The sequence below is a fragment of the Streptomyces sp. NBC_00887 genome, assembly GCF_045207585.1.
In genome coordinates this window covers 1715861-1740582 of the sequence record NZ_CP108788.1, presented here as the reverse complement: position 1 = coordinate 1740582, position 24722 = coordinate 1715861, and the positions used below count along the sequence as shown (strand labels likewise).

General features: G+C 71.0%; 24 protein-coding genes. 20 read left to right on the top strand and 4 right to left on the bottom strand.

What is annotated here, in order from left to right; all coding sequences use genetic code 11:
- Window positions 1–80 precede the first annotated feature (80 nt).
- Both OG844_RS07915 and OG844_RS07910 read right to left on the bottom strand, forming a co-directional pair.
- Window positions 81–1478: an FAD-binding oxidoreductase gene (locus tag OG844_RS07915; protein ID WP_406389117.1), complete on the bottom strand. Its 1398-nt coding sequence runs from the start codon at window positions 1476–1478 to the stop codon at window positions 81–83.
- 113 nt (window positions 1479–1591) lie between these two features.
- Window positions 1592–3394 (bottom strand): glycoside hydrolase family 15 protein, encoded by a 1803-nt coding sequence (locus OG844_RS07910; RefSeq protein WP_406389115.1) that lies wholly within the window; start codon window positions 3392–3394, stop codon window positions 1592–1594.
- Window positions 3395–3834: 440 nt separating this feature from the next.
- Here OG844_RS07910 and OG844_RS07905 point away from each other — a divergent pair, with 440 nt between their 5' ends.
- The 14 genes from OG844_RS07905 (at window position 3835) to OG844_RS07840 (ending at window position 19368) form a co-directional block, all read left to right on the top strand.
- Window positions 3835–5505: a CTP synthase gene (locus OG844_RS07905; RefSeq protein WP_406389113.1), complete on the top strand. Its 1671-nt coding sequence runs from the start codon at window positions 3835–3837 to the stop codon at window positions 5503–5505.
- A 74-nt stretch (window positions 5506–5579) separates the two neighbouring features.
- Complete coding sequence (locus OG844_RS07900; RefSeq protein ID WP_406389112.1) at window positions 5580–6206, top strand: NUDIX domain-containing protein; 627 nt, start codon at window positions 5580–5582, stop codon at window positions 6204–6206.
- A gap of 343 nt (window positions 6207–6549) precedes the next feature.
- Window positions 6550–8622 carry an NB-ARC domain-containing protein gene (locus OG844_RS07895; RefSeq protein ID WP_406389110.1) on the top strand — a complete coding sequence of 691 codons (2073 nt, stop codon included), beginning with the start codon at window positions 6550–6552 and terminating at the stop codon, window positions 8620–8622.
- 144 nt (window positions 8623–8766) lie between these two features.
- Window positions 8767–9882, top strand: coding sequence for an alanine dehydrogenase (ald, locus tag OG844_RS07890; protein ID WP_406396042.1), 1116 nt, complete (start codon window positions 8767–8769; stop codon window positions 9880–9882).
- Window positions 9883–10251: 369 nt separating this feature from the next.
- Window positions 10252–11370, top strand: coding sequence for a ParA family protein (locus OG844_RS07885; protein ID WP_406389108.1), 1119 nt, complete (start codon window positions 10252–10254; stop codon window positions 11368–11370).
- Window positions 11367–11969 (top strand): hypothetical protein, encoded by a 603-nt coding sequence (locus tag OG844_RS07880; RefSeq protein WP_406396041.1) that lies wholly within the window; start codon window positions 11367–11369, stop codon window positions 11967–11969. The genes OG844_RS07885 and OG844_RS07880 overlap by 4 nt, the downstream gene beginning before the upstream one ends.
- A gap of 108 nt (window positions 11970–12077) precedes the next feature.
- Window positions 12078–13184, top strand: coding sequence for a segregation and condensation protein A (locus tag OG844_RS07875; RefSeq protein WP_406389107.1), 1107 nt, complete (start codon window positions 12078–12080; stop codon window positions 13182–13184).
- Window positions 13181–13831 carry an SMC-Scp complex subunit ScpB gene (gene scpB / locus OG844_RS07870; protein WP_406389106.1) on the top strand — a complete coding sequence of 217 codons (651 nt, stop codon included), beginning with the start codon at window positions 13181–13183 and terminating at the stop codon, window positions 13829–13831. Before OG844_RS07875 ends, scpB begins: the two co-directional genes overlap by 4 nt.
- Window positions 13831–14982 (top strand): pseudouridine synthase, encoded by a 1152-nt coding sequence (locus OG844_RS07865; protein ID WP_406389104.1) that lies wholly within the window; start codon window positions 13831–13833, stop codon window positions 14980–14982. The genes scpB and OG844_RS07865 overlap by 1 nt, the downstream gene beginning before the upstream one ends.
- Window positions 14983–15114: 132 nt before the next feature.
- Window positions 15115–15765, top strand: a complete 651-nt coding sequence (gene pnuC / locus OG844_RS07860) for a nicotinamide riboside transporter PnuC (RefSeq protein ID WP_406389103.1) — start codon at window positions 15115–15117, stop codon at window positions 15763–15765.
- Window positions 15762–16841, top strand: a complete 1080-nt coding sequence (locus OG844_RS07855; protein ID WP_406389101.1) for an AAA family ATPase — start codon at window positions 15762–15764, stop codon at window positions 16839–16841. Before pnuC ends, OG844_RS07855 begins: the two co-directional genes overlap by 4 nt.
- Complete coding sequence (locus OG844_RS07850; RefSeq protein ID WP_406389100.1) at window positions 16838–17569, top strand: NUDIX hydrolase; 732 nt, start codon at window positions 16838–16840, stop codon at window positions 17567–17569. The genes OG844_RS07855 and OG844_RS07850 overlap by 4 nt, the downstream gene beginning before the upstream one ends.
- Complete coding sequence (locus tag OG844_RS07845) at window positions 17566–18588, top strand: ADP-ribosylglycohydrolase family protein (RefSeq protein WP_406389099.1); 1023 nt, start codon at window positions 17566–17568, stop codon at window positions 18586–18588. The genes OG844_RS07850 and OG844_RS07845 overlap by 4 nt, the downstream gene beginning before the upstream one ends.
- 3 nt (window positions 18589–18591) lie before the next feature.
- On the top strand, window positions 18592–19368 hold the full coding sequence (locus OG844_RS07840; protein WP_406389097.1) for a DNA polymerase beta superfamily protein: 777 nt from the start codon (window positions 18592–18594) through the stop codon (window positions 19366–19368).
- On the opposite strand, the gene OG844_RS07835 is transcribed toward OG844_RS07840, so the two are convergent.
- Both OG844_RS07835 and OG844_RS07830 read right to left on the bottom strand, forming a co-directional pair.
- The gene (locus OG844_RS07835; protein WP_406389095.1) at window positions 19365–20060 is read right to left on the bottom strand and encodes a DNA polymerase beta superfamily protein; all 696 of its coding nucleotides are present in this window, start codon (window positions 20058–20060) and stop codon (window positions 19365–19367) included. The two genes, OG844_RS07840 and OG844_RS07835, sit on opposite strands and share 4 nt — an antisense overlap.
- A gap of 18 nt (window positions 20061–20078) precedes the next feature.
- Window positions 20079–20525, bottom strand: coding sequence for a Rieske (2Fe-2S) protein (locus OG844_RS07830; RefSeq protein WP_406389093.1), 447 nt, complete (start codon window positions 20523–20525; stop codon window positions 20079–20081).
- 152 nt (window positions 20526–20677) lie between these two features.
- Between OG844_RS07830 and OG844_RS07825 the strand changes: the two genes are divergently transcribed.
- From OG844_RS07825 to OG844_RS07800, 6 genes are all read left to right on the top strand, one after another.
- Window positions 20678–21040, top strand: a complete 363-nt coding sequence (locus tag OG844_RS07825; RefSeq protein ID WP_351179172.1) for a DUF1304 domain-containing protein — start codon at window positions 20678–20680, stop codon at window positions 21038–21040.
- A gap of 5 nt (window positions 21041–21045) precedes the next feature.
- Window positions 21046–21672 (top strand): TetR/AcrR family transcriptional regulator, encoded by a 627-nt coding sequence (locus OG844_RS07820; protein ID WP_406389091.1) that lies wholly within the window; start codon window positions 21046–21048, stop codon window positions 21670–21672.
- Window positions 21673–21708: 36 nt separating this feature from the next.
- The gene (gene aroH, locus OG844_RS07815; RefSeq protein ID WP_406389090.1) at window positions 21709–22071 is read left to right on the top strand and encodes a chorismate mutase; all 363 of its coding nucleotides are present in this window, start codon (window positions 21709–21711) and stop codon (window positions 22069–22071) included.
- The gene (locus OG844_RS07810) at window positions 22068–23153 is read left to right on the top strand and encodes a prephenate dehydrogenase (RefSeq protein WP_406389088.1); all 1086 of its coding nucleotides are present in this window, start codon (window positions 22068–22070) and stop codon (window positions 23151–23153) included. Before aroH ends, OG844_RS07810 begins: the two co-directional genes overlap by 4 nt.
- Window positions 23154–23255: 102 nt before the next feature.
- Window positions 23256–23972 carry a (d)CMP kinase gene (gene cmk / locus OG844_RS07805; protein WP_406389086.1) on the top strand — a complete coding sequence of 239 codons (717 nt, stop codon included), beginning with the start codon at window positions 23256–23258 and terminating at the stop codon, window positions 23970–23972.
- Window positions 23969–24646 (top strand): lysophospholipid acyltransferase family protein, encoded by a 678-nt coding sequence (locus tag OG844_RS07800; RefSeq protein ID WP_406389084.1) that lies wholly within the window; start codon window positions 23969–23971, stop codon window positions 24644–24646. The genes cmk and OG844_RS07800 overlap by 4 nt, the downstream gene beginning before the upstream one ends.
- The last annotated feature ends 76 nt before the right edge of the window (window positions 24647–24722 follow it).

Below are 24722 nucleotides of genomic sequence, written 5' to 3'. Positions count from 1 at the left end.
ACTCCGACCTTCGTGCTTCCTGCTCGCGTGCGACGGGGCAATCGCCCCGGTCAGGAAGTTACCGGGCCCGGCGGGGTACGTCACACCGCGGCTGCGGCGGGACGGATGTTGTGGTTCAGGTGGAAGACGTTGCCGGGGTCGTACTGCGCCTTGACGGCGGCCAGCCGGGCGTAGTTCTCCTCGCCCACTCCGGCGACGACGCGGTCCTGCCCCTCGCGTCCGATGAAGTTGAGGTAGACCGCACCGTTCGCCCAGGGACGGACGCCCGCGCGCACCTCACGCACCCACTGCTTGCCCCGTTCGTCGTCCGCGGCGCTCTCCCAGATCCCGAACGGGTGCACACCCCACGGGGACGAGCGCCAGGGGACCGGATAGTCGGCGGGGCCGCGCGCCGTCGCGCCGCCCATCGGGAACAGCACATGCTGAGAGCCGGAGGGAACGGGCATCGCCTCCGCGGTGGAGCAGAAGACGGACACGGCCTCGTCGGGGAAGCTGTCCAGGTACTCGGCGGACCAGTAGTTCCGCATGCCGGGCGGATCGTCCAGCATGCACTGGAGCTCCGCGTAGGGGAGTTCGGCCACGAGCTCCGACTCATGCCCGAGCGCGAGCAGCGGGGCCGCCGCCTCGCGGAGCTCGGCCTCCGTCCCGGCATAGGTGAACACGATCGCGCAGACGAGCGTGCCCACCAGCTGCTCGGGCACGAACTCCTCGGGCGGGGCGGTGAGATACAGGCAGCCGCCACCCGCCTCGTCCGGTGCGGACCCCATCAGATCCCGGTACACACGGACGGCCCCGGGGCCGTCCTCGGGCCGGAAGAGAATCAGGGCCATACTCATCGCGGGCAGGTCGTGCAGCCGCAGGGTGAGCGAGGTGACCACGCCGAAGTTCCCGCCGCCGCCGTGCAGCGCCCAGAAGAGCTCCGGGTTCTCCTCGGGCGTGGCGCGGACGCTGCCACCGTCCGCGGTGACCAGATCGGCGGCCAGCAGATTGTCGCAGGCCAGCCCGAACTTGCGTTCCAGCCAGCCGGATCCGCCGCCCAGGGTGAAGCCGCCGACCCCGGTGGTGGAGACCCGTCCGCCGGTGGTCGCCAGGGCGTACGGCTGGGCCGCCCGGTCCAGATCGCTCATGGTCGCCCCGCCGCCGACGCGGGCCGAACGGCCCTCCCGGTCGACCCTCACGCTGTTCATACGGCGCAGATCCACCACCAGGCCGCCATCGCTCAGGGCCATACCCGCGACGCTGTGACCGCCTCCGCGCACGGCGACCTCCAGCCCGTGCTCCCGTGCGAAACGCAGCGCCCGTGCCACATCCACCTCGGAGGCACACTGCGCCACCACCGACGGCCTGCGGTCGATCATGCTGTTGAAGACGGCGCGGGCCTCGTCGTAACCCGGATCGCCGGGCACATGGACAGCGCCGGTGAGATCGGTGCGCAGACCGCTCAGAGCGGCTTCCGGCAAGGTGCTGCGGGGCGTCATGATGTCCCCTTCGCAGGGCGTGACAGGACCTTTCCATCGTAGGCCCGGCCCCGGAGATCGGCCGTTCCACCCGGTCCTGTCACACCGCCCGCGTACGCCTTCGGGCGCGCCCCTCAGCCGACGTACGCCCCGCTGGCCGTCAGCCGCAGCGCCGTGTCGATCAGGGGCACATGGCTGAACGCCTGCGGGAAGTTCCCCACCTGACGTTGCAGCCTGGCGTCCCACTCCTCGGCCAGCAGCCCCAGGTCGTTGCGCAGGGACAGCAGCCTCTCGAAGAGCTGGCGGGCCTCGTCGACCCGGCCGATCATCGCGAGGTCGTCCGCCAGCCAGAACGAGCAGGCCAGGAACGCGCCCTCGTCGCCCTCCAGGCCGTCCACGCCCGCGTTCTCACCGGCGGTGGGGTAGCGCAGGACGAAGCCGTCCTCCGTGGACAACTCCCGCTGGATCGCCTCGATCGTGCCGATGACCCGCTTGTCGTCGGGCGGCAGGAAGCCCATCTGCGGAATCAGCAGCAGGGACGCGTCGAGCTCCTTCGACCCGTAGGACTGGGTGAAGGTGTTGCGTTCCTTGTCGTAGCCCCGTTCGCAGACATCGCGGTGGATGTCCTCGCGCAACTGGAGCCACCGCTCCAGCGGCCCGTCCGTGTCCCCGGACTCGATCAGCTTGATGGTGCGGTCGACCGCGACCCAGGCCATCACCTTGGAGTGCACGAAGTGCCGGCGGGGGCCGCGCACCTCCCAGATGCCCTCGTCGGGCTCCTCCCAGTGCTTCTCCAGATAGCTGATCAGCTTGAGCTGGAGCCCCATCGCGTAGTCGTTGCGGGTCAGGCCCGTCATGTGCGCCAGGTGCAGCGCCTCGGTGACCTCGCCGTACACATCGAGCTGGAGCTGGTTCGCCGCACCGTTCCCGACCCGGACCGGCCCGGAGTTCTCGTAGCCGGGCAGCCAGTCCAGCTCCGCCTCGCCGAGCTCCCGCTCACCCGCGATGCCGTACATGATCTGCAGGTTCTCCGGGTCGCCCGCGACGGCCCGCAGCAGCCACTCGCGCCAGGCGCGGGCCTCCTCGCGGTAGCCGGTGCGCAGCAGCGAGGACAGCGTGATCGCCGCGTCCCGCAGCCAGGTGTAGCGGTAGTCCCAGTTCCGTACGCCCCCGATCTCCTCGGGCAGGGAGGTGGTCGGAGCCGCCACGATGCCGCCGGTGGGCGCGTACGTGAGGGCTTTGAGGGTGATCAGGGAGCGGACCACGGCTTCCCGGTAGGGCCCGTGGTACGTGCACTGGTCGACCCATTCGCGCCAGAAGTTCTCGGTCGCCTCGAGGGAACCCTCGGGGTCCGGCAGGCTGGGAGGCTCGTGGTGCGAGGGCTGCCAGCTGATCGTGAACGCGATCCGGTCGCCGGGGGCGACGGTGAAATCGGAGTACGTCGTCAGATTCTGGCCGTACGTCTCCGCCTGCGTGTCCAGCCAGACCGAGTCGGGGCCCGCCACGGCGACCGTCCGGCCGTCGACCTTGTGCACCCAGGGGGTGACGCGTCCGTAGCTGAAACGCATCCGCAGTTCCGAGCGCATCTGCACCCGGCCGCTGACACCTTCCACGATGCGGATGAGCTGGGGGGCGCCGTCACGCGGCGGCATGAAATCGGTCACGCGGACCGTGCCGCGCGGGGTGTCCCACTCCGATTCCAGGACGAGCGAGTCCCCGCGATATCGGCGGCGGTCCGCGGCGAGGGGCTGTTCCCCTTCCGCGCGTGCGGGTCCCAGACGCCAGAAGCCGTGCTCCTCGGTACCGAGGAGCCCGGCGAAAACGGCGTGCGAGTCGAAGCGGGGGAGGCACAGCCAGTCTGCTGTGCCGTCCCGGCAGACCAGGGCAGCGGTCTGCATGTCTCCGATGAGTGCGTAATCCTCGATGCGCCCGGCCACGTGCGTCTCCAGTCGAACGGCCAATTCGCCCCGTGGGGCGCTTATTGCTGGTCAAGGGGTCGTTGTAATAGAACCGACGAGCTCTTGCACGGGTGAGCGGGCTGGGGTGGAGCCGCTGGCCGGCCAACTCGGCAGCGAGTGGTCCGAGCAGGATACGACGCACCAGGAAGATCCGCGCGGTGCTGTCCATAAGTTCTCCGCGGCCCGTCCGTGGCGAACGGGTGGGACGTGAAGTGCCTGCGGGGTTTCTGTGACTCCGGTGTGAGAGGCGTGGCCGGAAGCAGCCTCCTCTCGTCGCTGTTACCCTGGTAGCCCGTGGACCGGTGGTCGTCCCGACAGTGGACGAGGCCCCCGAACCGCAGCGACGGCGCCTCCGGAACTCTCCGGACGGCACGCCGGTACGCACCTCACGATCGCGACCACGGGAGCCCCCTTTGGCTATGCAGCCCACATCCACGACGACCAAGCACATCTTCGTCACCGGGGGTGTCGCCTCCTCCCTCGGCAAGGGTCTGACTGCCTCCAGCCTGGGTGCCCTGCTCAAGGCACGTGGCCTGCGGGTCACCATGCAGAAGCTCGACCCCTATCTCAACGTCGACCCCGGCACGATGAACCCCTTCCAGCACGGTGAGGTGTTCGTCACCAACGACGGCGCCGAGACCGACCTGGACATCGGCCACTACGAGCGCTTCCTCGACGTCGACCTCGACGGCTCGGCCAACGTCACCACCGGCCAGGTCTACTCGCAGGTCATCGCCAAGGAGCGGCGCGGCGAGTACCTCGGCGACACCGTCCAGGTCATCCCGCACATCACCAACGAGATCAAGCACCGCATCCGCCGCATGGCCACCGCGGACGTCGACGTCGTCATCACCGAGGTCGGCGGCACGGTCGGCGACATCGAGTCGCTGCCGTTCCTGGAGACCGTCCGCCAGGTCCGTCACGAGGTCGGCCGGGACAACGTCTTCGTCGTGCACATCTCGCTGCTCCCCTACATCGGCCCGTCCGGTGAGCTCAAGACCAAGCCGACCCAGCACTCGGTGGCGGCCCTGCGCAACATCGGTATCCAGCCGGACGCCATCGTGCTGCGCGCCGACCGCGACGTACCGCTCTCCATCAAGCGCAAGATCTCGCTGATGTGCGACGTCGACGAGGCCGCCGTGGTGGCCTGTCCGGACGCCAAGTCGATCTACGACATCCCCAAGGTGCTGCACTCCGAGGGCCTGGACGCCTACGTCGTGCGCAAGCTCGACCTGCCGTTCCGCGACGTCGACTGGACCACGTGGGGCGATCTGCTGGACCGCGTCCACAACCCCGACCACGAGGTCACCGTCGCCCTGGTCGGCAAGTACATCGACCTGCCCGACGCCTACCTCTCGGTCACCGAGGCCATCCGGGCCGGCGGCTTCGCCAACAAGGCCCGCGTCAAGGTCAAGTGGGTCGCCTCCGACGACTGCAAGACACCGGCCGGCGCGCAGAAGCAGCTCGGTGACGTCGACGCCATCTGCATCCCCGGCGGCTTCGGCGAGCGCGGTGTGGTCGGCAAGGTCGGCGCCATCCAGTACGCCCGCGAGAACAAGGTGCCGCTGCTGGGCCTCTGCCTCGGCCTCCAGTGCATCGTGATCGAGGCCGCGCGCAACCTCGCCGGAATCCCCGACGCCAACTCCACCGAGTTCGACGCCGCCACGAGCCACCCCGTCATCTCGACGATGGAGGAGCAGCTCGCCTATGTCGAGGGCGCGGGCGACCTCGGCGGCACCATGCGGCTCGGCCTGTACCCGGCGAAGCTCGCCGAGGGCTCCGTGGTCCGCGAGGCGTACGACGGCCAGCCGTACGTGGAGGAGCGCCACCGCCACCGCTACGAGGTCAACAACGCCTACCGCACGGAGCTCGAGAAGAAGGCCGGCCTGGTCTTCTCCGGCACCTCCCCGGACAACAAGCTCGTCGAGTACGTCGAGTACCCGCGCGAGGTGCACCCCTACCTGGTCGCCACCCAGGCGCACCCGGAGCTGCGTTCCCGCCCGACCCGCCCGCACCCGCTCTTCGCCGGTCTGGTGAAGGCGGCCGTGGAGCGCCAGGCCGCAGCGCGGGGGACCGGCGCCAAGGCCTGAGGCGATACGGTTGACCGGGGTACGGATCCTTCGTGGATGCGTGCCCCGGTTTCTGTTTTCGTGGGAGGACGTACATGGGTTTCCAGGACACGCCCGAGGAGTGGCAGGTCACCGCGACGGTGACCCCCTTCACCGGTAACAAGACCAGCGTCCGCACCGACGACGTGGTGATGCCCGACGGCACCGTCGCGCGCCGCGACTACCAGGTCCACCCCGGATCCGTCGCCGTCCTCGCACTCGACGAGGCCGGCCGTGTCCTGATCCTGCGGCAGTACCGGCACCCGGTGCGCCACAAGCTGTGGGAGATCCCGGCCGGGCTCCTCGACATCCCCGGCGAGAACCCGCTGCACGCCGCGCAGCGGGAGCTGTACGAGGAGGCGCACGTCAAGGCCGAGGACTGGCGGGTGCTGACCGACGTCTACACCACGCCCGGCGGATGCGACGAAGCCGTACGCATCTTCCTCGCCCGGAACCTCTCCGAGGCGCAGGGTGAGCGTTTCGAGGTCTCCGAGGAGGAGGCCGACATGGAGCAGGCCCGGGTGCCGCTGCAGGAGCTCGTGCAGGGAGTGCTCGCGGGAGACCTGCACAACAACTGCCTCGTCGTGGGCGTCCTCTCGCTCACCGCGGTGCTCGCGGGCGACGGGGTGGACTCGCTGCGCCCGGCCGAGGCGCCGTGGCCGGCCCGGCCGTTCGAGGTCTGAACCGGCCGGTAAGGGGTTGAACCCGCCGGTCCGGGGCCTGAACCGGTCGGTACGGGGGCATGACGACCCGCCGTCGGGGTGCGCGTCCGTTGTTCCGGGTGCGCCCCCGCCGGCGGGGGCCGTCCCGCCGTTCGAGAGCCTGCCCCGCCAAGCGGGTGCCTGCCCGGACATCGCGAGGTCCGCATCAGCATCCGATCGGCATTCGATCGTAAGAATCGCTGATCCGATCGGGGGATGTGTCCGCCGCGCGCGACCGTGATCGTCCGCACCACTGAACTACGCTCGAAAGGCCCCGACCGGAGTTCCGGCGGGCAACCGCGTGCAGTGAAGTGGAGCGTGGCTCGTGACCGATCAGGCGGTGGACACCAGCGGTCCGGCCGGTGCGGCGGGAACGGCGGGGGCCGAGAAGCCGTCCGATCCCACCCCACCTCAATTCTTCGGCCGTGAACGTGAGCTGAAAGCCCTTCAGGCGGACATCGAGCGAGCGGGGCTGGACACCCTCGCCGGCCGGAAGGCCGCACGCGCCAGGGTCCTGCTGATCGCCGGACGGCCCGGATCCGGACGCACCGCCCTCGCCGCCGAACTCGCCCGCAGGCTCGCGGAACCCGGCGACTACCCCGATGGGGTGTTCCGGCTCCCGCTCACCGATCCCGGAGGCGAACGCGTCCCCGTCGAGCGCACCGCACGCGAACTCCTCGACCTGCTCGCCATTGCCGCCCCGCCCGGCGCGGACGAGGACGAACTCTCCGAGATGGTCCGCGAGGCGTTCGCCGTACGCCGCGCCCTGATCGTGCTCGACGACGCCGTGGACGCCGAACAGGTCGACCCGCTGCTGCCGGACAACCCGGACTGCCTGGTCGTCGCCACCTCAACCGGCCCGCTCACCGGAATTCCGGGCGTCCGGCCGTGCACCATCGGGGGCCTGGACGCCGGCTCCGCCGTACAGCTGCTCGCCCGCACCATCGGCCAGGTCCGCATCACCGTCGATCCGCGCACCGCCGAGACGCTGACGGAGGAGTGCGCGGGACAGCCCGCCGCCCTGACGCTGGTCGCGGGCTGGCTCGCGGCCCGCCCGGGCGCCTCGGTCGCCGACGTCACCAAGCAGCTGCACGACCTGCCGGGCGACGCCGAACAGCCCACCGGCGCCCGCCCGCTGGCCCGTGCCTTCCGACTGGTCCACGAGTCGCTGCCGCAGGCAGCCGCCCGGATACTGCGACTGCTCGCGCTCGCCCCCGCCGGACTGGCCGACGCCCACACCGCCTCCGCGCTGGCAGGGTGCTCCGTCTCGGCCGCGCAGACCACCCTGGACGATTTCGTCCGGCTCGGTCTCCTGCGGACGAACGGCGCGGTCCTGCCCCAGTACGAGGTCCCCGGCTGCCTCGCACCCCTGCTGCGCGCCCTGTTGGAGGAGCGGGACCGGCCGGCCGAGATCCAGCTGGCACGGGCCAGGATGCTGGAGCGGACCGTACGTCAGCTCCAGTCCTGCCGGGCCGTCACCGATCCGGAGGGTTCCCCGGCCCGCCGCAAACTTGCCGGGCTGCCCCGCTCGCTGCGCTTCCCCAACCCTGAGGCCGCCGCCGAGTGGCTGCGGATCCGCAGGCCCGCCCTGCTGGCCTCCGCCCGGATCGCGGTCGAGGACGGGGAGCTGGACACCCTCGCCCGCCGCCTGGTCGCCGCACTCGTCCGGGCGCTCGCCGTGCACCGGGGCACCGAGGACGCCGCACCCGACCTGTACGGGCTGCACGGTCTGGTCCTGGACGTGGCCGAGCGCCGCGATCTTCCCCGGGAGAAGGCCGCGGCCCTGCTCAATCTCGCCGACCTCGACGCCGGCACCGGCCGCACCCGGGCGGCGCTGGCCCGGTACCGGGCCGCTCTGGACGCCGGACGCGCGGCGAACGACCTGTACGCGACCGGCCGCGCCATGGAATCCGTGGGCGGTGCCTACGCGGAGCTCGGCGACTTCAACCGTGCCTCCGACTGGTACGGCCGGGCCCTCGCGCAGCGGCTCACCCAGGGCGAGGGGGCCGACGAGGCGCGGTTGTACGGCCGGCTCGGGGCCGTCCACACGTACGCCGGGCGCTACGGCGAGGCCCTGCGCAAATGGCGGGCCGCGGCCGCGGGCCACCGCAGGCTCGGTGACCTGCCCGCGCAGGCGCGGGCGCTCAGTGAGGCCGCGCGGGTCCAGGAGTACGCGGGCAGGCCGCAGGAGTCGCTGCACACCTGCCACGAGGCGGTCGACCTGGCGCGCCGGGCGGGTGACGTGCGGCTCCAGGCGGCCCTGCAGCTCAGGCTGGCCGACACGCTGGACCGGCTCGGTGACCCCGCAGCGGCCAGGCTGCACCGGGGTGCAGCCGACAGATTACTGGCGGAGGAGGGGTCAGCCTATGAAATCCGTAGTACTTCGACGGAAACTTAATGCTTTGTAAGGCTGGACAGCGGGAAGTCCTTCATTAATGATGGCTCTGCCGCGCATCCCTGCGGTGTCTCCATTTATGCTTGATTCATGCGGGTATCTCCCGTCATGTCCGAGCCATCCTCCGAGCCAAGGACCGTGATCGACGTGAAGGTCGGCATCCCCCGCGAAGTCAAGAACAACGAGTTCCGGGTGGCGATCACCCCCGCCGGAGTGCATGAGCTCGTCCGTCACGGCCACCAGGTCATCGTCGAGCAGCACGCCGGCGAGGGCTCCTCCATCCCGGACGAGGAGTACGTCGCCGCCGGGGCGCAGATCCTGCCCACCGCCGACGAGGTCTGGGCCGCCGCCGACCTGCTGCTCAAGGTCAAGGAGCCGGTCGCCGAGGAGTACCACCGCCTCCGCAAGGGCCAGACCCTCTTCACGTACCTGCACCTCGCCGCCTCCCGCGAGTGCACGGACGCGCTCCTGGAGTCGGGCACGACCGCGATCGCGTACGAGACGGTCGAGACCGTGACCCGCGCGCTGCCGCTGCTCGCTCCGATGTCCGAGGTCGCGGGCCGCCTCGCCCCGCAGGTCGGCGCGTACCACCTGATGCGCTCGGTCGGCGGTCGCGGTGTGCTTCCCGGCGGTGTCCCCGGTACGGGCTCGGCCAGGGCCGTCGTCATCGGCGGCGGCGTGTCCGGCTGGAACGCCACGCAGATCGCCGTCGGTCTCGGCTTCCACGTCACGCTGCTCGACCGCGACATCAACAAGCTCCGCGAGGCCGACAAGATCTTCGGCACCAAGGTGCGGACGGTCGTCTCCAACGCGCTCGAGCTCGAGAAGGCCGTCGTCGAGGCCGACCTCGTCGTGGGTGCCGTACTCATCCCCGGCGCGAAGGCCCCGAAGCTCGTCACCAACGAGCTGGTCGCCAAGATGAAGCCCGGAAGTGTCCTTGTCGACATTGCGATCGACCAGGGCGGCTGCTTCGAGGACTCGCATCCGACGACGCACGCCGAGCCGACCTTCATGGTTCACAACTCGGTCTTCTACTGCGTCGCGAACATGCCGGGCGCCGTGCCGAACACCTCCACCTACGCGCTCACGAACGCCACGCTGCCCTACATCCTGGAGCTCGCGAACCGCGGCTGGGTCGACGCGCTGCGCCGTGACGCCGCCCTCGCCCGCGGTCTCAACACCCATGACGGACAGGTGGTTTACCGTGAGGTGGCCGAGGCGCACGGCCTCGACCACGTCGAACTGAGCACGCTTCTCGGCTGAGCGGTCAACGCCGTTCGTCAACCTCATGATTCCGGCCGGACCTTGCCCAGCAAGGTCCGGCCGGACTCATGCCGTGGCCCATCGGGAGCCCCGCTCAACTCGCCGTAGACGTAACCCTCTACCCGTTCTGCACCCCCGTGAATGATGCGCTCCGCTCCCCGTGCACTCTTGACAGAGGGGTGTTCGATTGCCGACACATCGGGCCGGGTCCGGCGGATTGTGTTGCTGCGAACCGGTGACACGCCATAGAGTCGCCAATCGTCGGCATGGTGCCACGCTGACCTATCGATAAGTTTCCTGGTCACATCCAAGGAGGTAAGACGACTTGTGAATGAGTCGACAATTACTCCCGGGGGTGGTCAACCAGGGATGCCTGCACGGGGTCTGAGCCCGATCGGGCTCGAAGCTGTCGGCTCCGTCGCTGTCCGCACCTTCGCCACCCACCAGCACATGACGACAGCCCCCCAGATGATGGACGGCCTACACGTGAACGCCATGGCCGGCAACGAAAGTGGCCGAGACACAGCCCACTTCGCCGACTTCGCCGAGGTGCCCGAGGGGCACTTCTACGACCCCGATGCCGAGTACGAGCCCGATCCGGAGTACGCGGCCACCCTCGCGCCCGACGCCGCTCGCCAGCGCCGCGAGCGGATCGGCCCGACCGGCCGGCCGCTGCCGTACTTCCCGATTCCCGGTCCGCTGCCCGATCACGGCCCCGCGAAGATCATCGCGATGTGCAACCAGAAGGGCGGTGTCGGCAAGACCACGTCGACCATCAACCTCGGTGCCGCGCTCGCGGAGTACGGACGACGCGTCCTGCTCGTCGACTTCGACCCGCAGGGTGCCCTGTCGGTCGGACTCGGGGTCAACCCGATGGAGCTCGACCTCACGGTCTACAACCTGCTCATGGAGCGGGGCATGGCGGCCGACGAGGTCCTGCTGAAGACCGCCGTACCCAACATGGACCTGCTCCCGAGCAACATCGACCTCTCGGCCGCCGAAGTGCAGCTGGTGAGCGAGGTGGCGAGGGAGTCGACGCTGCAGCGGGCCCTCAAGCCGCTGATGGCCGACTACGACTACATCGTGATCGACTGTCAGCCCTCGCTCGGCCTGCTCACCGTGAACGCCCTGACGGCAGCTCACAAGGTGATAGTCCCGCTCGAGTGCGAGTTCTTCGCACTGCGCGGGGTGGCGCTGCTCACCGAGACCATCGAGAAGGTCCAGGAGCGGCTCAACCCGGAGCTGGAGCTCGACGGCATCCTCGCGACGATGTACGACTCCCGTACGGTGCACAGCCGTGAGGTGCTCGCGCGCGTGGTCGAGGCCTTCGACGAGCACGTCTACCACACCGTCATCGGGCGCACGGTGCGCTTCCCGGAGACCACGGTCGCCGGCGAGCCCATCACCACGTACGCCTCCAACTCGGTCGGTGCCGCCGCCTATCGCCAGCTCGCCAGGGAGGTGCTCGCCCGGTGTCACGCCGAGTGAGTCTGCCGGGGGCCGACGAGCTGTTCCGCACCACCGGGGGCATGGGCCTTCAGGCCTCGTCCCCGGCCGAACGGCGACGCAAGGCGAACGGTGAGGCACGCGTGCCCGCGCCGGCCGGGGAGAGCGACACCTCGGCAGCCGCGGACACGGCCGGGCAGAGCGGATCCGCCGGGGGAGCGGGCGGTACCTCCGCCGCTCCGTCCCGGGAGGAGCACTCCGCGGCGGACTCCGACGGGGGCGGCTCCCGCAGCCGCGCCGACGGGGGCGAACGGGCCGGGACCGGGTCTGCCGCGGGCAGACCGGGCGGTAACGCACCGCAGGAGGCTCCTCCGGTCGTCCAGCCGCAGCGCGGTCGCGGCGGCGGTCGCGGCGCGAACCGCCGGCCCAGCGGTCGTGAGCGCCACGACGAGAAGATCACCGTCTACGTGTCCGCCGAGGAACTGATGGACCTCGAGCACGCACGCCTCGTGCTGCGCGGTGAGCACGGGCTGGCGGTCGACCGCGGGCGCATCGTCCGCGAGGCGGTCGCGGTGGTGCTCGCCGACCTGGAGTCGCGGGGCGACGCGAGCATCCTCGTACGAAGGCTGCGGGGCCGCTGACCGGTGCGGCGCCGGTAGCCTGCCGGGGAGCGGGCCGCCCCACGGGCGGCCCGGCCCGTGTGTACGGGCCAGCGCCCGTCCGTCCCTCCGCCGCACCCCTGGACCGCAATGCCGACTGCCGACGACCCCGCCCGCCCGCCCCGCCGTGCTCTCGGCCGCGGACCGGGTGTCCGGCCCGCGGACCCGCCGGCCGCACCCGTGGGGCCGGTGGACGCGCCGCAGGAGGCCGGAGAGGCCCCAGGAGCCCCGGAGGAGGGTCCGGGCGCCGGTGGCCCCCCTGAGGGCGCCACAGACGTGCCGCAGGCCGCCCGGGCGGACACGGAGCCCTCTCCGGCTCCGGATCCCGCCCCGTGTCCTGCCTCGGACCCGCGGACGCCCGAGGGGGATCCGGCGCCCGAGGCGGCCGACGACAAGCGGTTCACCGTGCGGCTGGTCAATTTCGAGGGCCCCTTCGACCTGCTGCTCCAGCTGATCTCCAAGCACAAGCTCGACGTGACCGAGGTCGCGCTGTCCAAGGTCACCGACGAGTTCATGGGACACATCCGGGCCATGGGCCCGGACTGGGATCTCGACCAGACCACCGAATTCCTCGTCGTCGCCGCGACCCTGCTCGACCTGAAGGCCGCCCGGCTGCTGCCCACCGCCGAAGTGGAGGACGAGGCGGACCTCGCACTCCTGGAGGCGCGGGACCTGCTCTTCGCGCGGCTCCTGCAGTACCGGGCGTACAAGCGGATCGCCGAGATCTTCAGCGAGCGGCTGGAGTCCGAATCCCGCCGCTACCCCCGTACCGTCGGGCTCGAACCCCACCACGCGGCGCTGCTGCCCGAGGTCGTCATCAGCATCGGCCCGGACGGCTTCGCCAGGCTCGCGGTGAAGGCGATGCAGCCGAAGCCCAAGCCACAGGTCTACGTCGACCACATCCACGCACCTCTGGTCAGCGTCCGTGAACAGGGAGAGATCGTGGTGGCGCGGCTGCGCGCGGAGGGCGAGCTCAGCTTCCGGACGCTCACCGAGGACGCCCCGGACACCCTCACCGTGGTCGCCCGGTTCCTGGCGCTCCTGGAGCTCTACCGGGAGAAGGCGGTCGTCCTGGACCAGGAGGAGGCACTCGGTGATCTCATCGTGCGCTGGGCGGGCGTGGAAGGGGCCGAAGCCCTTGTGACGGACGAGTTCGACCAAGAGGCGCGCGAGGTACTGGAGGGCGAACGGGAATGAGCGCAGAAGACGACGGACACGGCGGTACGGTCGCCGGTCTCGACCTCAAGCCCGCCCTGGAGGCGGTCCTGATGGTCGTCGACGAGCCCGCCACCGAGGAACACCTCGCCAAGGTGCTCCAGCGGCCCCGCCGGGCCGTCGCGGACGCCCTGCGGGAGCTGGCGGACGAGTACACCGTCCAGCGCCGCGGCTTCGACCTGAGGCTCGTCGCCGGGGGCTGGCGCTTCTACACCCGCCCGGAGTACGCGGAGGCGGTCGAGGGCTTCGTCCTTGACGGACAGCACGCCCGGCTCACCCAGGCGGCCCTGGAGACGCTCGCGGTGGTCGCCTACCGCCAGCCGGTGAGCCGGTCGAGGGTCTCGGCGGTGCGCGGAGTCAACTGCGACGGCGTCATGCGGACCCTCCTCCAGAGGGGTCTGGTCGAGGAGGCGGGCGCGGAACCCGAAACAGGTGCGATCCTGTACAGGACGACGAACTACTTTCTGGAGCGCATGGGCCTGCGAGGCCTGGACGAGCTCCCGGAGCTCGCGCCCTTCCTCCCGGAGGCGGACGCGATCGAGGCTGAGACGCTAGAGGGTGTGCCGTCGTTCGATCCGGACGCACCGGACACCCCGGAAACTCACGCAGACGACAAGACGGAATTTTGATGCGAAGCAGTGGCAGCAGCAACGGAAGCGGCAGCGGCAAGAGCGGCGGCAACCGGAATCCCCGGGGCGGCTCGGGCGGTTCCTTCCGGCCCAAGGCCGGGGGACCGAAGGCCGACGGCGGGCGGGACGGCGCGCGCGACGACAAGCAGGAGCAGCGCCCCCGCCGGCCCCGCCCCGAGGAGCGCCGCTACGACGTGGGCTCCGACAAGCCGGGCGGCGACGGCGGCGCCCGCAAGGGCCGCGGCGCGGCGGCCCGCGGCGGGGCCAAGGGCGGCCCCAAGTCCGCACAGAACGTGACCAAGGGCGGACGCCGCGTGGGTGCTCCGTCCCGCCCCCGCGAGCTCGACGCCAAGATCGAGCAGCGCAACCGTGACAGGTACGCGGACAAGCCCGACGTCAAGACGCCCAAGACGCACCCGGGCGCCGAGCAGGAGGGCGAGCGGCTGCAGAAGATCCTCGCCCGGGCCGGCATGGGCTCGCGCCGGGCGTGCGAAGAGCTCATCGAGCAGGCCAGGGTCGAGGTCAACGGCGAGATCGTCCTCGAGCAGGGCAAGCGTGTCGACCCGCAGAAGGACGAGATCAAGGTCGACGGCCTGACCGTCGCCACCCAGTCGCACCTCTTCTTCGCGCTGAACAAGCCCGCAGGTGTGGTCTCCACGATGGGGGACCCGGACGGCCGCCAGAACCTCGGCGACTACGTCAACAACCGCGAGACGCGGCTGTTCCACGTCGGCCGGCTCGACACCGAGACCGAGGGCATCATCCTGCTCACCAACCACGGTGAGCTGGCCCACCGCCTCACGCACCCCGGGTACGGGGTGAAGAAGATCTACCTGGCCGCCATCCAGGGCCCGCTCCCGCGCGACCTCGGCAAGCGGCTCAAGGACGGCATCCAGCTGGAGGACGGGTACGCCCGCGCCGACCACTTCCGGGTCGTCGAGAACACCGGCAAGAACTACCTGGTCGAGGTGACCCTCCACGAGGGCCGCAAGCACATCGTCCGCCGGATGCTGGCCGAGGCCGGCTTCCCGGTCGAGCGGCTCGTGCGTACGTCCTTCGGGCCGATCCCGCTCGGCGACCAGAAGTCCGGCTGGCTGCGCCGCCTGACCAACACCGAGGTCGGCATGCTGATGCGCGAGGTCGGTCTGTAACCGCGCCCGCACCGAACGGCCCGCGGCCGGTTCCTGGTTCGTTTTTCGAACAGGAACCGGCCGCGGGCCCTTTTGCTGGCGCCGTTTCTTCTTTATAGTCAGAGTGACCATAAAGAAGAGAGAAGGAACGGCGTGACGCTCGCGGAGATACTCGACCCCCTGCAACAGCCCCTGGTGACGGTCCTGGACACCCCGGTCAGCTGGACCGAGGTGCTCGGTTTCGGCAGCGGGGCGCTGTGCGTGTGGCTCGTGGCCCGCCAGCACCTCGCCAACTGGCCGATCGGCATCGCCAACAACCTGTTCTTCATCCTGCTGTTCGCCCAGTCCGGTCTGTACGCCGACGCCGGCCTGCAGATCGTCTTCATCACCCTCGCCGCGTACGGCTGGTGGACCTGGACCCACGGGGGTGGACCAGGTGCGACCGTCCTGCCGGTGCGCAGAACCACGCGCGCCGAATGGACCTGGCTGCTCGCGGCGGGGGTGGCGGGGACCCTCGGGCTCACCCTGCTGCTGTCCCGGGCCACGGACTCCACCGTGCCGTTCTGGGACGCCCTGACGACCTCGCTGTCCCTCATGGCGACGTACGGGCAGTGCCGCAAGCGGGTCGAGTCCTGGTGGCTGTGGATCGCCGCCGACGTGGTCTACATCCCGCTGTACGCGTACAAGGAGCTCTACCTGACCTCCCTGCTGTACGCCGGCTTCCTCACGCTCTGCCTCATCGGGCTGCGCAACTGGAGCCGCGACCTCGCTGTGGCCCCGGGCCGGGAGCGGGTGCCCGCATGAAGAGCTACGGGCACGGTCTGGTCCTCGGCAAGTTCTACCCGCCGCACGCCGGCCACCACCACCTCGTCCGCACCGCCCGGGACCGGTGCGAGCGGCTCACCGTCCTGGTCTGCGCTGCCTCCGTCGAGTCGGTGCCCCTGGCCGACCGGGTCGCCTGGATGCGCGAAGTGCACCCGGACGTAAGGGTGGTGGGCGCCGTCGACGACACCCCCATGGACCTGAACGACCCCGCGATATGGGACGCGCACATGGCCGTGTTCACCGGGGCCGTACCCGAACAGGTCGACGCCGTCTTCACCTCGGAGTCGTACGGCGACGAACTTGCCCGCCGCTTCGGCGCCCGGTCCGTCCTCGTCGACCCCGGCCGCACCGTCTTCCCCGTCTCCGGCACCGCGGTCCGCGCGGACCCGGCCGGCAGCTGGGACTTCCTCGAACCGCCCGTACGGGCCGCGCTCACCCGCCGGATCGTCGTCCTCGGCGCCGAGTCCACCGGCACCACGACCCTGGCCCGGGCACTGACCGAGCACTACCGGCAGCGGGGCGGCACCTGGGCGCACACCCAGTACGTCCCCGAGTACGGACGGGAGTTCAGCGAACGGAAGCTGTCGGACCTGCGCAGCCGGTGGCCCGGAGCGCAGTGGGAGGACGTCGCCTTCACCACCGACGACTTCCCCCTCATCGCCGAGACCCAGAACGACCGCGAGGAGGCTGCCGCCCGGATCGGCTCCCCGGTGCTCCTCTGCGACACGGACTCCTTCGCCACCACCGTCTGGCACGAGAGGTACATCGGCGGACGCAACCCGCTCGTGGAGAAGACCGCCGACCGGATCACCCACCACCTCTGGCTGCTCACCGATCACGAGGGCGTCGCCTTCGAGGACGACGGACTGCGCGACGGCGAGGAGCTGCGGCCCTGGATGACGGACCGCTTCCGTGCCGAACTCACCCGTACAGGAAGGGACTTCATCGAGATCACGGGCCCGCACGGGACACGGCTGGACACGGCGGTCGCCGCCGTCGACGAACTCCTCGCCTCCGGCCCGTACTTCACCGAACCCCTCCCGGAGAAGCGATGAGCACCGTCCCCGAGGGATACGACCCCCATGCCTTCGCGCCCTTCGCCGTCACCGTCGACCTCGCCGTCTTCACCGTCCGGGAAAGCAGGCTCCACGTGCTGCTCGTGGAACGGGGCGAGGACCCCTACAAAGGCCACTGGGCGCTGCCGGGCGGATTCGTCCTGCCCCGCGAGTCGGCCGAGGAGGCGGCACGCCGAGAACTCGCCGAGGAGACAGGCCTCACCCAGAACACCGTGAGCGCCTTCCACCTGGAACAGCTGCGCACCTACAGCGACCCGGACCGCGACCCCAGGATGCGGGTCGTCTCCGTCGCCTACGCCGCTCTCGTGCCCGACCTGCCCGAACCGCGGGGCGGCGGGGACGCGGCACGCGCGCAGTGGTGGGACACCGGCGGAACCGGGCCGCTCGCCTTCGACCACGACGGCGTCCTGGCCGACGCGCACGACCGGATCTGCGCCAAGCTCGAGTACTCCTGCCTGGCGACGGCCTTCTGTCCCGCCGAGTTCACGCTCGGGGACCTCCAGCAGGTCTACGAGACCGTCTGGGGCGTCGAACTCGACCGGCCCAACTTCCGGCGCAAGGTCCTGACCACGCCCGGCTTCGTCGAGGCCGTCGACGGACCGCCGCGCCGCACCGGCGGACGGGGGAAACCGGCCGCCCTGTACCGGGCGGGTGCCGCCACCGCCCTGCACCCTCCACTCCTGCGCCCGGAAGGACGGACATCATGATCCCGACGAGAATTCTCACCAAACAGGCGGCCTCGGGCGCGCTGACCGGGCTCGCGCTCGGTGACGCGCTCGGCTTCCCCACAGAGTTCAACAACGTGCCGTCCATCCTCGCCAAGTGCGGGCCGTGGCGGCAGATGCGGCTCCCGAAGCCGGCGATCGTCAGCGACGACACCCAGATGACACTCGCCCTGGGACGTGGCATACGCACCGCCATGGACCGCGGACTGCTCACCCCGCTGCGGCTGGTGCGCCCCGTCCGCGAGGAGTTCGTCGACTGGTACCACTCGCCGGACAACAACCGCGCCCCCGGACGCACCTGCATGACGGCCTGCCGTCTGCTCGACAGTGAGCGGCCCTGGCAGGAGGCCAGCCAGACAGGCTCCAAGGGCTGCGGCGCCAACATGAGGGTCGCACCCGTCGGGCTCGTACCCGGCCTCAGCGAGGAGCAGCGCTCCGGCGCGGCCCAGCTCCAGGCCGCCCTCACCCACGGCCACCCCACCGCCCTGGCCGCCTCCGACCTGATGGCCCGCGCGGTGTTCCTGCTGGCGCAGGGGGCCGAACCCATGGGCCTGGTAGGGCAGTTGCGCAGCTACGCGTTCGAGAACAGGGGCCGCTACCTGGAGCGCTGGCTCGGCGACCTCTGGCGGTACGCGGGCGACGCCTCGCCGGAGGAGTACATCGGCCGGGGCTGGGACGAGTGCCTGACCGCCCTGTCCAAGGTCCAGGACGCGATTCGCCACCCCTCCCCGGAGACCGACCCCTGCGAGGTCACCGGCGACGGCTGGATCGCCGAGGAGGCCCTCGCCACGGCCCTGCACTGCTTCCTGCTCTTCCCGGAGGAACCGGCCACCGCCCTGCGCAGGGCCGCCTGCACCCGGGGCGACTCGGACTCACTCGGCTGCCTGACGGGAGCGCTGGCCGGGGCGCATCTGGGGGCGGCGGCCTGGCCCAAGGAATGGTCGGAACGCATCGAGTACCGGAGCGACCTGCTGTCGCTGGGCGCGCTCTGGGACTCTTGATCCATGCACCTCGACACGACGTCCCTCCTACGGGCCGGGCTGCCGGTCACCGACTTCGCCCCGGTCCTCGCCGAGGAGCCCGGCCCGCTCCTGTTCGCCACGGTCTCCGGCGCGCATCTGTACGGCTTCCCCTCCCGCGACTCGGACGTGGACCTGCGGGGGGTCCACGTCCTTCCCGCGGAGGACCTCGTGGGGCTGCGCGACCCCGAGGAGACGCGCTCGCGCATGTGGGACCGCGACGGTGTCGAGATGGATCTCGTCACCCACGATCTCCGCAAGTTCGTCCGCCTCATGCTGAAGCCCAACGGCTACGTACTGGAGCAGCTGCTGTCCCCGCTGGTCGTGCACACCACCGCACTCCACGCGGAACTGACCGCACTGGCGCCGAGCGTGCTGACCCGCAACCACGCCCACCACTACCGCGGGTTCGCCGGCACCCAGTGGCGGCTCTTCGAGAGGACCGGTGAACTGAAACCGCTGCTCTACACGTTCCGGGCCCTGCTCACCGGAATCCACCTCATGCGCAGCGGTGAACTGGTGGCGCACCTGCCGACGCTGCTGGGGGAGGTGGCGGCACCCGCCTGTCTGCCCTCCCTGATCGAGGCCAAGGCGGAGGCCGAGCACGGGGGTGCCCACACCGTGGACGGTGCGGTGGCGGCGCGGGACGTCGAGGCACTGCACACGGTCCTGGACGAGGCCCAGGCCCGATCACGGCTGGCCGACGCCGGGTCGGGGTTCGACGCGCTGCACGACCTGGTGGTCCGCGCGCGGCTCGGCTAGCCGCCGGCCGCCGACGCCCTCCGGGCCCGGACCAGGAACGCCTCCACGCGCTCCAGGTCCGGCTCCGGGGGCAGGGGCGAACGAGTGACCGCCTCGTCGTTGTCCTCGGACAGGCGTGCCATCCGGCGCTCCACCTCGGACCACGGCACCTCACCCCGCTTCACCGCGAGGAGCTCCTCCCGCGCGTCGCCGACCTCGATCGTCAGCCGGCCCGTCCGCAACAGGTCCCGGCTGCTCGCCAGCAGCCGCAGCAGGTGCATGGCGTGCTTCCAGCGCGGGGCGCCGAACTGCCGGACGTCCGCCTCCAGCTTCCTGCGCTGGCCCATCGCATAGCGGACGAACGTCTCGTGGGCCCGGCGGGACAGGAACGCCTCGCGCAGGCCGAGCAGTTCCCGGCCTGTGTCGTCGATCCGCTCCACGAGAGGCGAGTGCAGGCACTCCAGCACATTGGGGTTGGCCCGGAGTGCCAGCTCGCAGAAGCGCTCCAGCTCCCAGGAGAACTGCTCCCGATCGGGTCCGTCGACATGCGTCGGAGGTTTGGTGAAGCGCCAGAACAGCGGGGTCGGCGCCAGGAAGATCCCGCGCCGGTCCGTGTCGCTGTCGTCCGTGGCCAGCCCGAAGGCGCGGGAGCCCATCACACACGAGTAGACCGTGTGGTCGCGTACGAGGGCCTCGGCCTCAGGGGTGATCATGCGCGCGAGGCTACCGGCCTACCCGAGCCGGATGCCGTCGCCCTCGACGGTGATCTGCTCGGGCGGCAGCGGGCGCGTGGCCGGGCCGGCTTCGACGGCGGCGTCCGTGATGCTGAACTTGCTGCCGTGGCAGGCGCAGTTGATCGTGCCGTCGCTCACCGACGCGACGATGCAGCCCGCGTGGGTGCAGACGGCGGAGAAGGCCTTGAACTCGCCCGCCTCCGGCTGGGTCACCACGACCTTGCGGTCCTTGAAGATCGTGCCACCGCCGACCGGGACGTCGGAGGTCCGGGTCAGCTCCCCGGTGGGGGTCCCCGAGGTCCCCGAGGCCTCCGGGGTCCTCCCGGTCCCCGAGGCGGAGGCCGGGGCCGTGCTTCCGTCACTGTCCCCGTCACCGGACGAGCCGCAGCCGGTCGCCAGTGCGGCGGCGCCCGCCGTCAGGACCGTCCTTCGCCGTGCGTTCATGGCTCTCCTCGCGTGGTGGTCGATGAGAGGCATCGTGGCGCCGCGGGCCGGACGGACGAAGCAACCGCGCGGAGGGTGCGCCCGGGCGGGTGGCAGTGGAGGAACTTCCTGTACGATTGTCCAGGAAATCCCTTCGCAGGAGGCCGAACCCCATGCAGACCGCCGCCCAGGTGCTGGTCGCGCTCGTCGCGCTGATCCACGCCTACTTCCTCGTCCTGGAGATGTTCCTCTGGGACACCCCGCGCGGCCGGAAGGCCTTCGGCACGACCGAGGAGTTCTCCGGCCGGAGCGCCGCGCTCGCCGCCAACCAGGGGCTCTACAACGGATTCATGGCCGCCGGGCTGGTGTGGAGCCTGATCGCGGGCGATCCCGTCGCGTACCAGGCGCAGATCTTCTTCCTGAGCTGCCTCATCGTCGCCGGGGTGTACGGGGCGGTCACCGTCAGCCGCAAGATCCTGTACGTCCAGGCGGCGCCCGCCGCCCTCGCACTCGCCCTCGTCCTGTCGGCGGGCTGAGCACCATGACGCCGGCGGTGACGGACGGCAGCGGCGACCCGCGGACCGCGCGCACCCGCGGCAGGCTCCGCGAGGCGCTGCTGGCGGCCTGCGCCGAGCGGTCGCTGGACCGGGTCAGCGTCGCGGACGTGGTGCGCGGGGCGGGCGTCGGGCGCGCCACCTTCTATCTGCACTACGACGATCTGCGCGCCCTGGCCCTGGACGCCTGTGCCGGGCCCGTACGGGAGGCGGTCGACGCCCTCCACGCCTGGGACCGGACACCCCCCGGACCCGACGCACCACCGGATGAGCTGGTCGCCCTGCTCGCGGACGTGCGCGACCGTGCCCCGGTCTTCCGGAGCCTGCTCGGCCCCGGCGGCCCTCTCGGCGACCTGCTGCACCGGGAGCTGCGGCAGCGCAGCATCGACGAGCTGCGGCGGCGCAGGCCCGGCGGCAGCGGCCACGACCTCACCGCGAGCGCCGTGGCCGGGCTGTTCACCGGAATGCTCGCCGACTGGGTCCACGACCGGACCGACGCCACACCGGAACAGCTCGCCGGGCGGATCTGGCGCAACCTCCTCGCCGTGCACGCCGCGGCGGCGTCTCACGGACAGAGCACGGCGACCGCGGGTCCCGCCGCACCTCTAGGCTGAAAGAGCACGCAGATCGAAGAAGCAGGGGGTTACGACGTGGCGGTACGAGCGATCCGAGGCGCCGTCCAGCTGGAGCGGGACGAAGCCGGGCACATGGACGAGCAGGTGGGTGCGCTGCTCACCGCGATCCTGGAGCGCAACCAGATCGTCCCCGACGACCTGATCAGCGTCTGGTTCACCGCCACCCCCGATCTGCACAGCGACTTCCCGGCCGCCGCCGCACGCGGCCTCGGCATCGTCGACGTACCGCTGATCTGCGCCCAGGAGCTCGACATCACGGGGGCCATGCCCCGGGTGGTCCGCATACTCGCGCACGTCGAGACGTATCTCTCCAAAGCAGAGATCAGCCACGTCTACCTCGGCGCCACCGGCGCCCTCCGCAAGGACATCGCCCAGTGAGAACAGTCGTCGTCATCGGAACCGGCCTGGTCGGCACCTCCGCGGCCCTCGCTCTCGCGGGGCGGGGTGTCCATGTCCACCTCGTCGACCGGGACACCACGTCGGCCGGGACGGCGGCGGCTCTCGGGGCCGGTACGGAAGAGGCGCCCGAGGGCCCCGTCGACCTGGCGATCATCGCCGTACCGCCCGCTCACACCGCGTCCGTACTCGCCACCGCCATGCGTGACGGTGTCGCCCGCGGCTACCTGGACGTCGCCAGCGTCAAGGGCGGCCCGCGCCGCGAACTGGAGGCGCGCGGCATCGATCTCACCACGTACATCGGTACGCACCCCATGGCCGGCAAGGAGCGCTCAGGCCCCCTCGCGGCCACCGCCGACCTCTTCGAGGGCCGCCCCTGGGTCCTCACCCCGACCAGGGACACCGACACCGAGGTCCTCAACCTCGCCCTGGAACTGGTCGCGCTCTGCCGCGCCGTCCCCGTCGTCATGGACGCCGACGCGCACGACCGCGCCGTCGCCCTGGTCTCCCACACCCCGCAGCTGATCTCCTCGATGGTCGCCGCCCGCCTGGAGGAGGCCGACGAGACCGCCGTACGCCTGTGCGGCCAGGGAATACGGGACGTCACCCGGATCGCCGCCTCCGACCCCCGGATGTGGGTGGAGATCCTCTCCGCCAATCCCGGCCCGGTCGCCGACGTCCTGGCCGGCGTCGCCACCGACCTGAACGAGACGGTGCGGGCGCTGCGCGGCCTCCAGTCCGCCGACGAGGACAAGCGCCGCGCGGGCACCGAAGGCATCGAGGACGTCCTGCGTCGCGGCAACGCCGGCCGGGTGAGGGTGCCGGGCAAGCACGGCGCAGGGCCGGCCTCGTACGAGATCGTGGCCGTGCTCATCAGCGACCGGCCCGGTGAACTGGCCGCGATCTTCGCCGACGCCGGGCGGGCCGGGGTCAACGTCGAGGACGTACGCATCGAGCACGCCACCGGGCAGCAGGCCGGTCTGGTCCAGCTCATGGTCGAGCCGAGCGCGGCGCCCGCACTGAGCGCGGCGCTCAGCGAGCGGGGCTGGTCGATCCGCCCGTAGCGGGACGGCGGGACAGGGGTGCGCAAGGGCCCTCCCCGCACTCGGTAACCTTGGGGGAGGCCGTCCCGTGGCCCCGCTCCGCCCACCCCGTGTACCAGGAAGGTGTCCACCACCGTGGAAACCGTAAGCGCCGCCGCCCGGACCGCACCGGCTGCAGTGATCGTCGCCATCGACGGACCCTCCGGCACCGGCAAGTCGAGCACCTCCAAGGCCGTCGCCGCCCAGCTCGGCCTGAGCTACCTGGACACCGGCGCCCAGTACCGGGCGATCACGTGGTGGATGCTGAACAACGGCATCGACGTGCAGAACCCGTCCGAGATCGCCACCGCCGCCGCCAAGCCGGTCATCGTCTCCGGTACGGACCCGGCCGCCCCGACGATCACCGTCGACGGCGAGGACGCCTCCGGTCCGATCCGCACCCAGGAGGTCACCTCCAAGGTCAGCGCCGTCAGCGCCGTCCCGGAGGTGCGCACCCTGATCACCGGGCTGCAGCGCTCCATCGCCGCGGAGGCCGAGCGCGGCATCGTCGTCGAGGGCCGGGACATCGGCACGACCGTCCTGCCCGACGCCGACATCAAGATCTTCCTGACCGCTTCCCCGGAGGCGCGCGCCGCCCGTCGCAGTGGTGAGGTCAAGGGTTCCGATCTCGCCACCACCAAGGAGGCGCTGATCAAGCGGGACGCAGCCGACTCCGGCCGCAAGACCTCGCCGCTGGCCAAGGCCGCCGACGCGGTCGAGGTGGACACCACCGAGCTGACCCTTCAGCAGGTCATCGAGTGCGTCGTCACCCTCGTCGGGGAGAAGCAGGCCGTGAAGTGACCGAAGCCACCGCCGCACCCGCACTGCGTGGAGCGGCCGTCGGACGGGGCATCGGCATCGGGCTCATGTACGGGCTGTTCAAGCCACGAGTCCTCGGTGCGTGGCGGGTACCTGCCGCCGGACCCGTCATACTCGCCGTGAACCATGCGCACAACATCGACGGACCGATGCTGATGGGCACCGCGCCCCGGCCCGTCCACTTCCTGATCAAGAAAGAGGCGTTCGTCGGCCCCCTCGACCCGTTCCTGCGCGGAATCGGTCAGCTGAAGGTGGACCGTGCGACCGTCGACCGCACCGCCATCACCCGGGCACTCGGTGTGCTGGACGACGGCGGGGTCCTCGGGATCTTCCCCGAGGGCACCAGGGGCGAGGGGGACTTCGCCTCCCTGCGGGCAGGACTCGCGTACTTCGCGGTACGCGGCGGGGCACCGATCGTCCCCGTGGCGGTCCTGGGAAGCACCGAGAGCCGCGGACGGCTGATACCGGCACTGCCCCCGCTGCGCAGCCGGGTCGACGTCGTCTTCGGCGACGCCTTCCAGGCCGGCGACGGCAGCGGACGGCGCACCAGGAAGGCGCTGGACGAGGCGACGCTCCGTATCCAGGGAAAGCTGACCGCTCACCTGGAGCACGCCAGGCGCCTCACCGGGCGCCAGGCCCGGCCGTCAGCGGTTTGACGGCAGGGCCTGCGAGACTTGAGTAGTGGGCCGCGCGATCGTGGCCCATCGATGATGATGCAAAGAGGGAACGGAC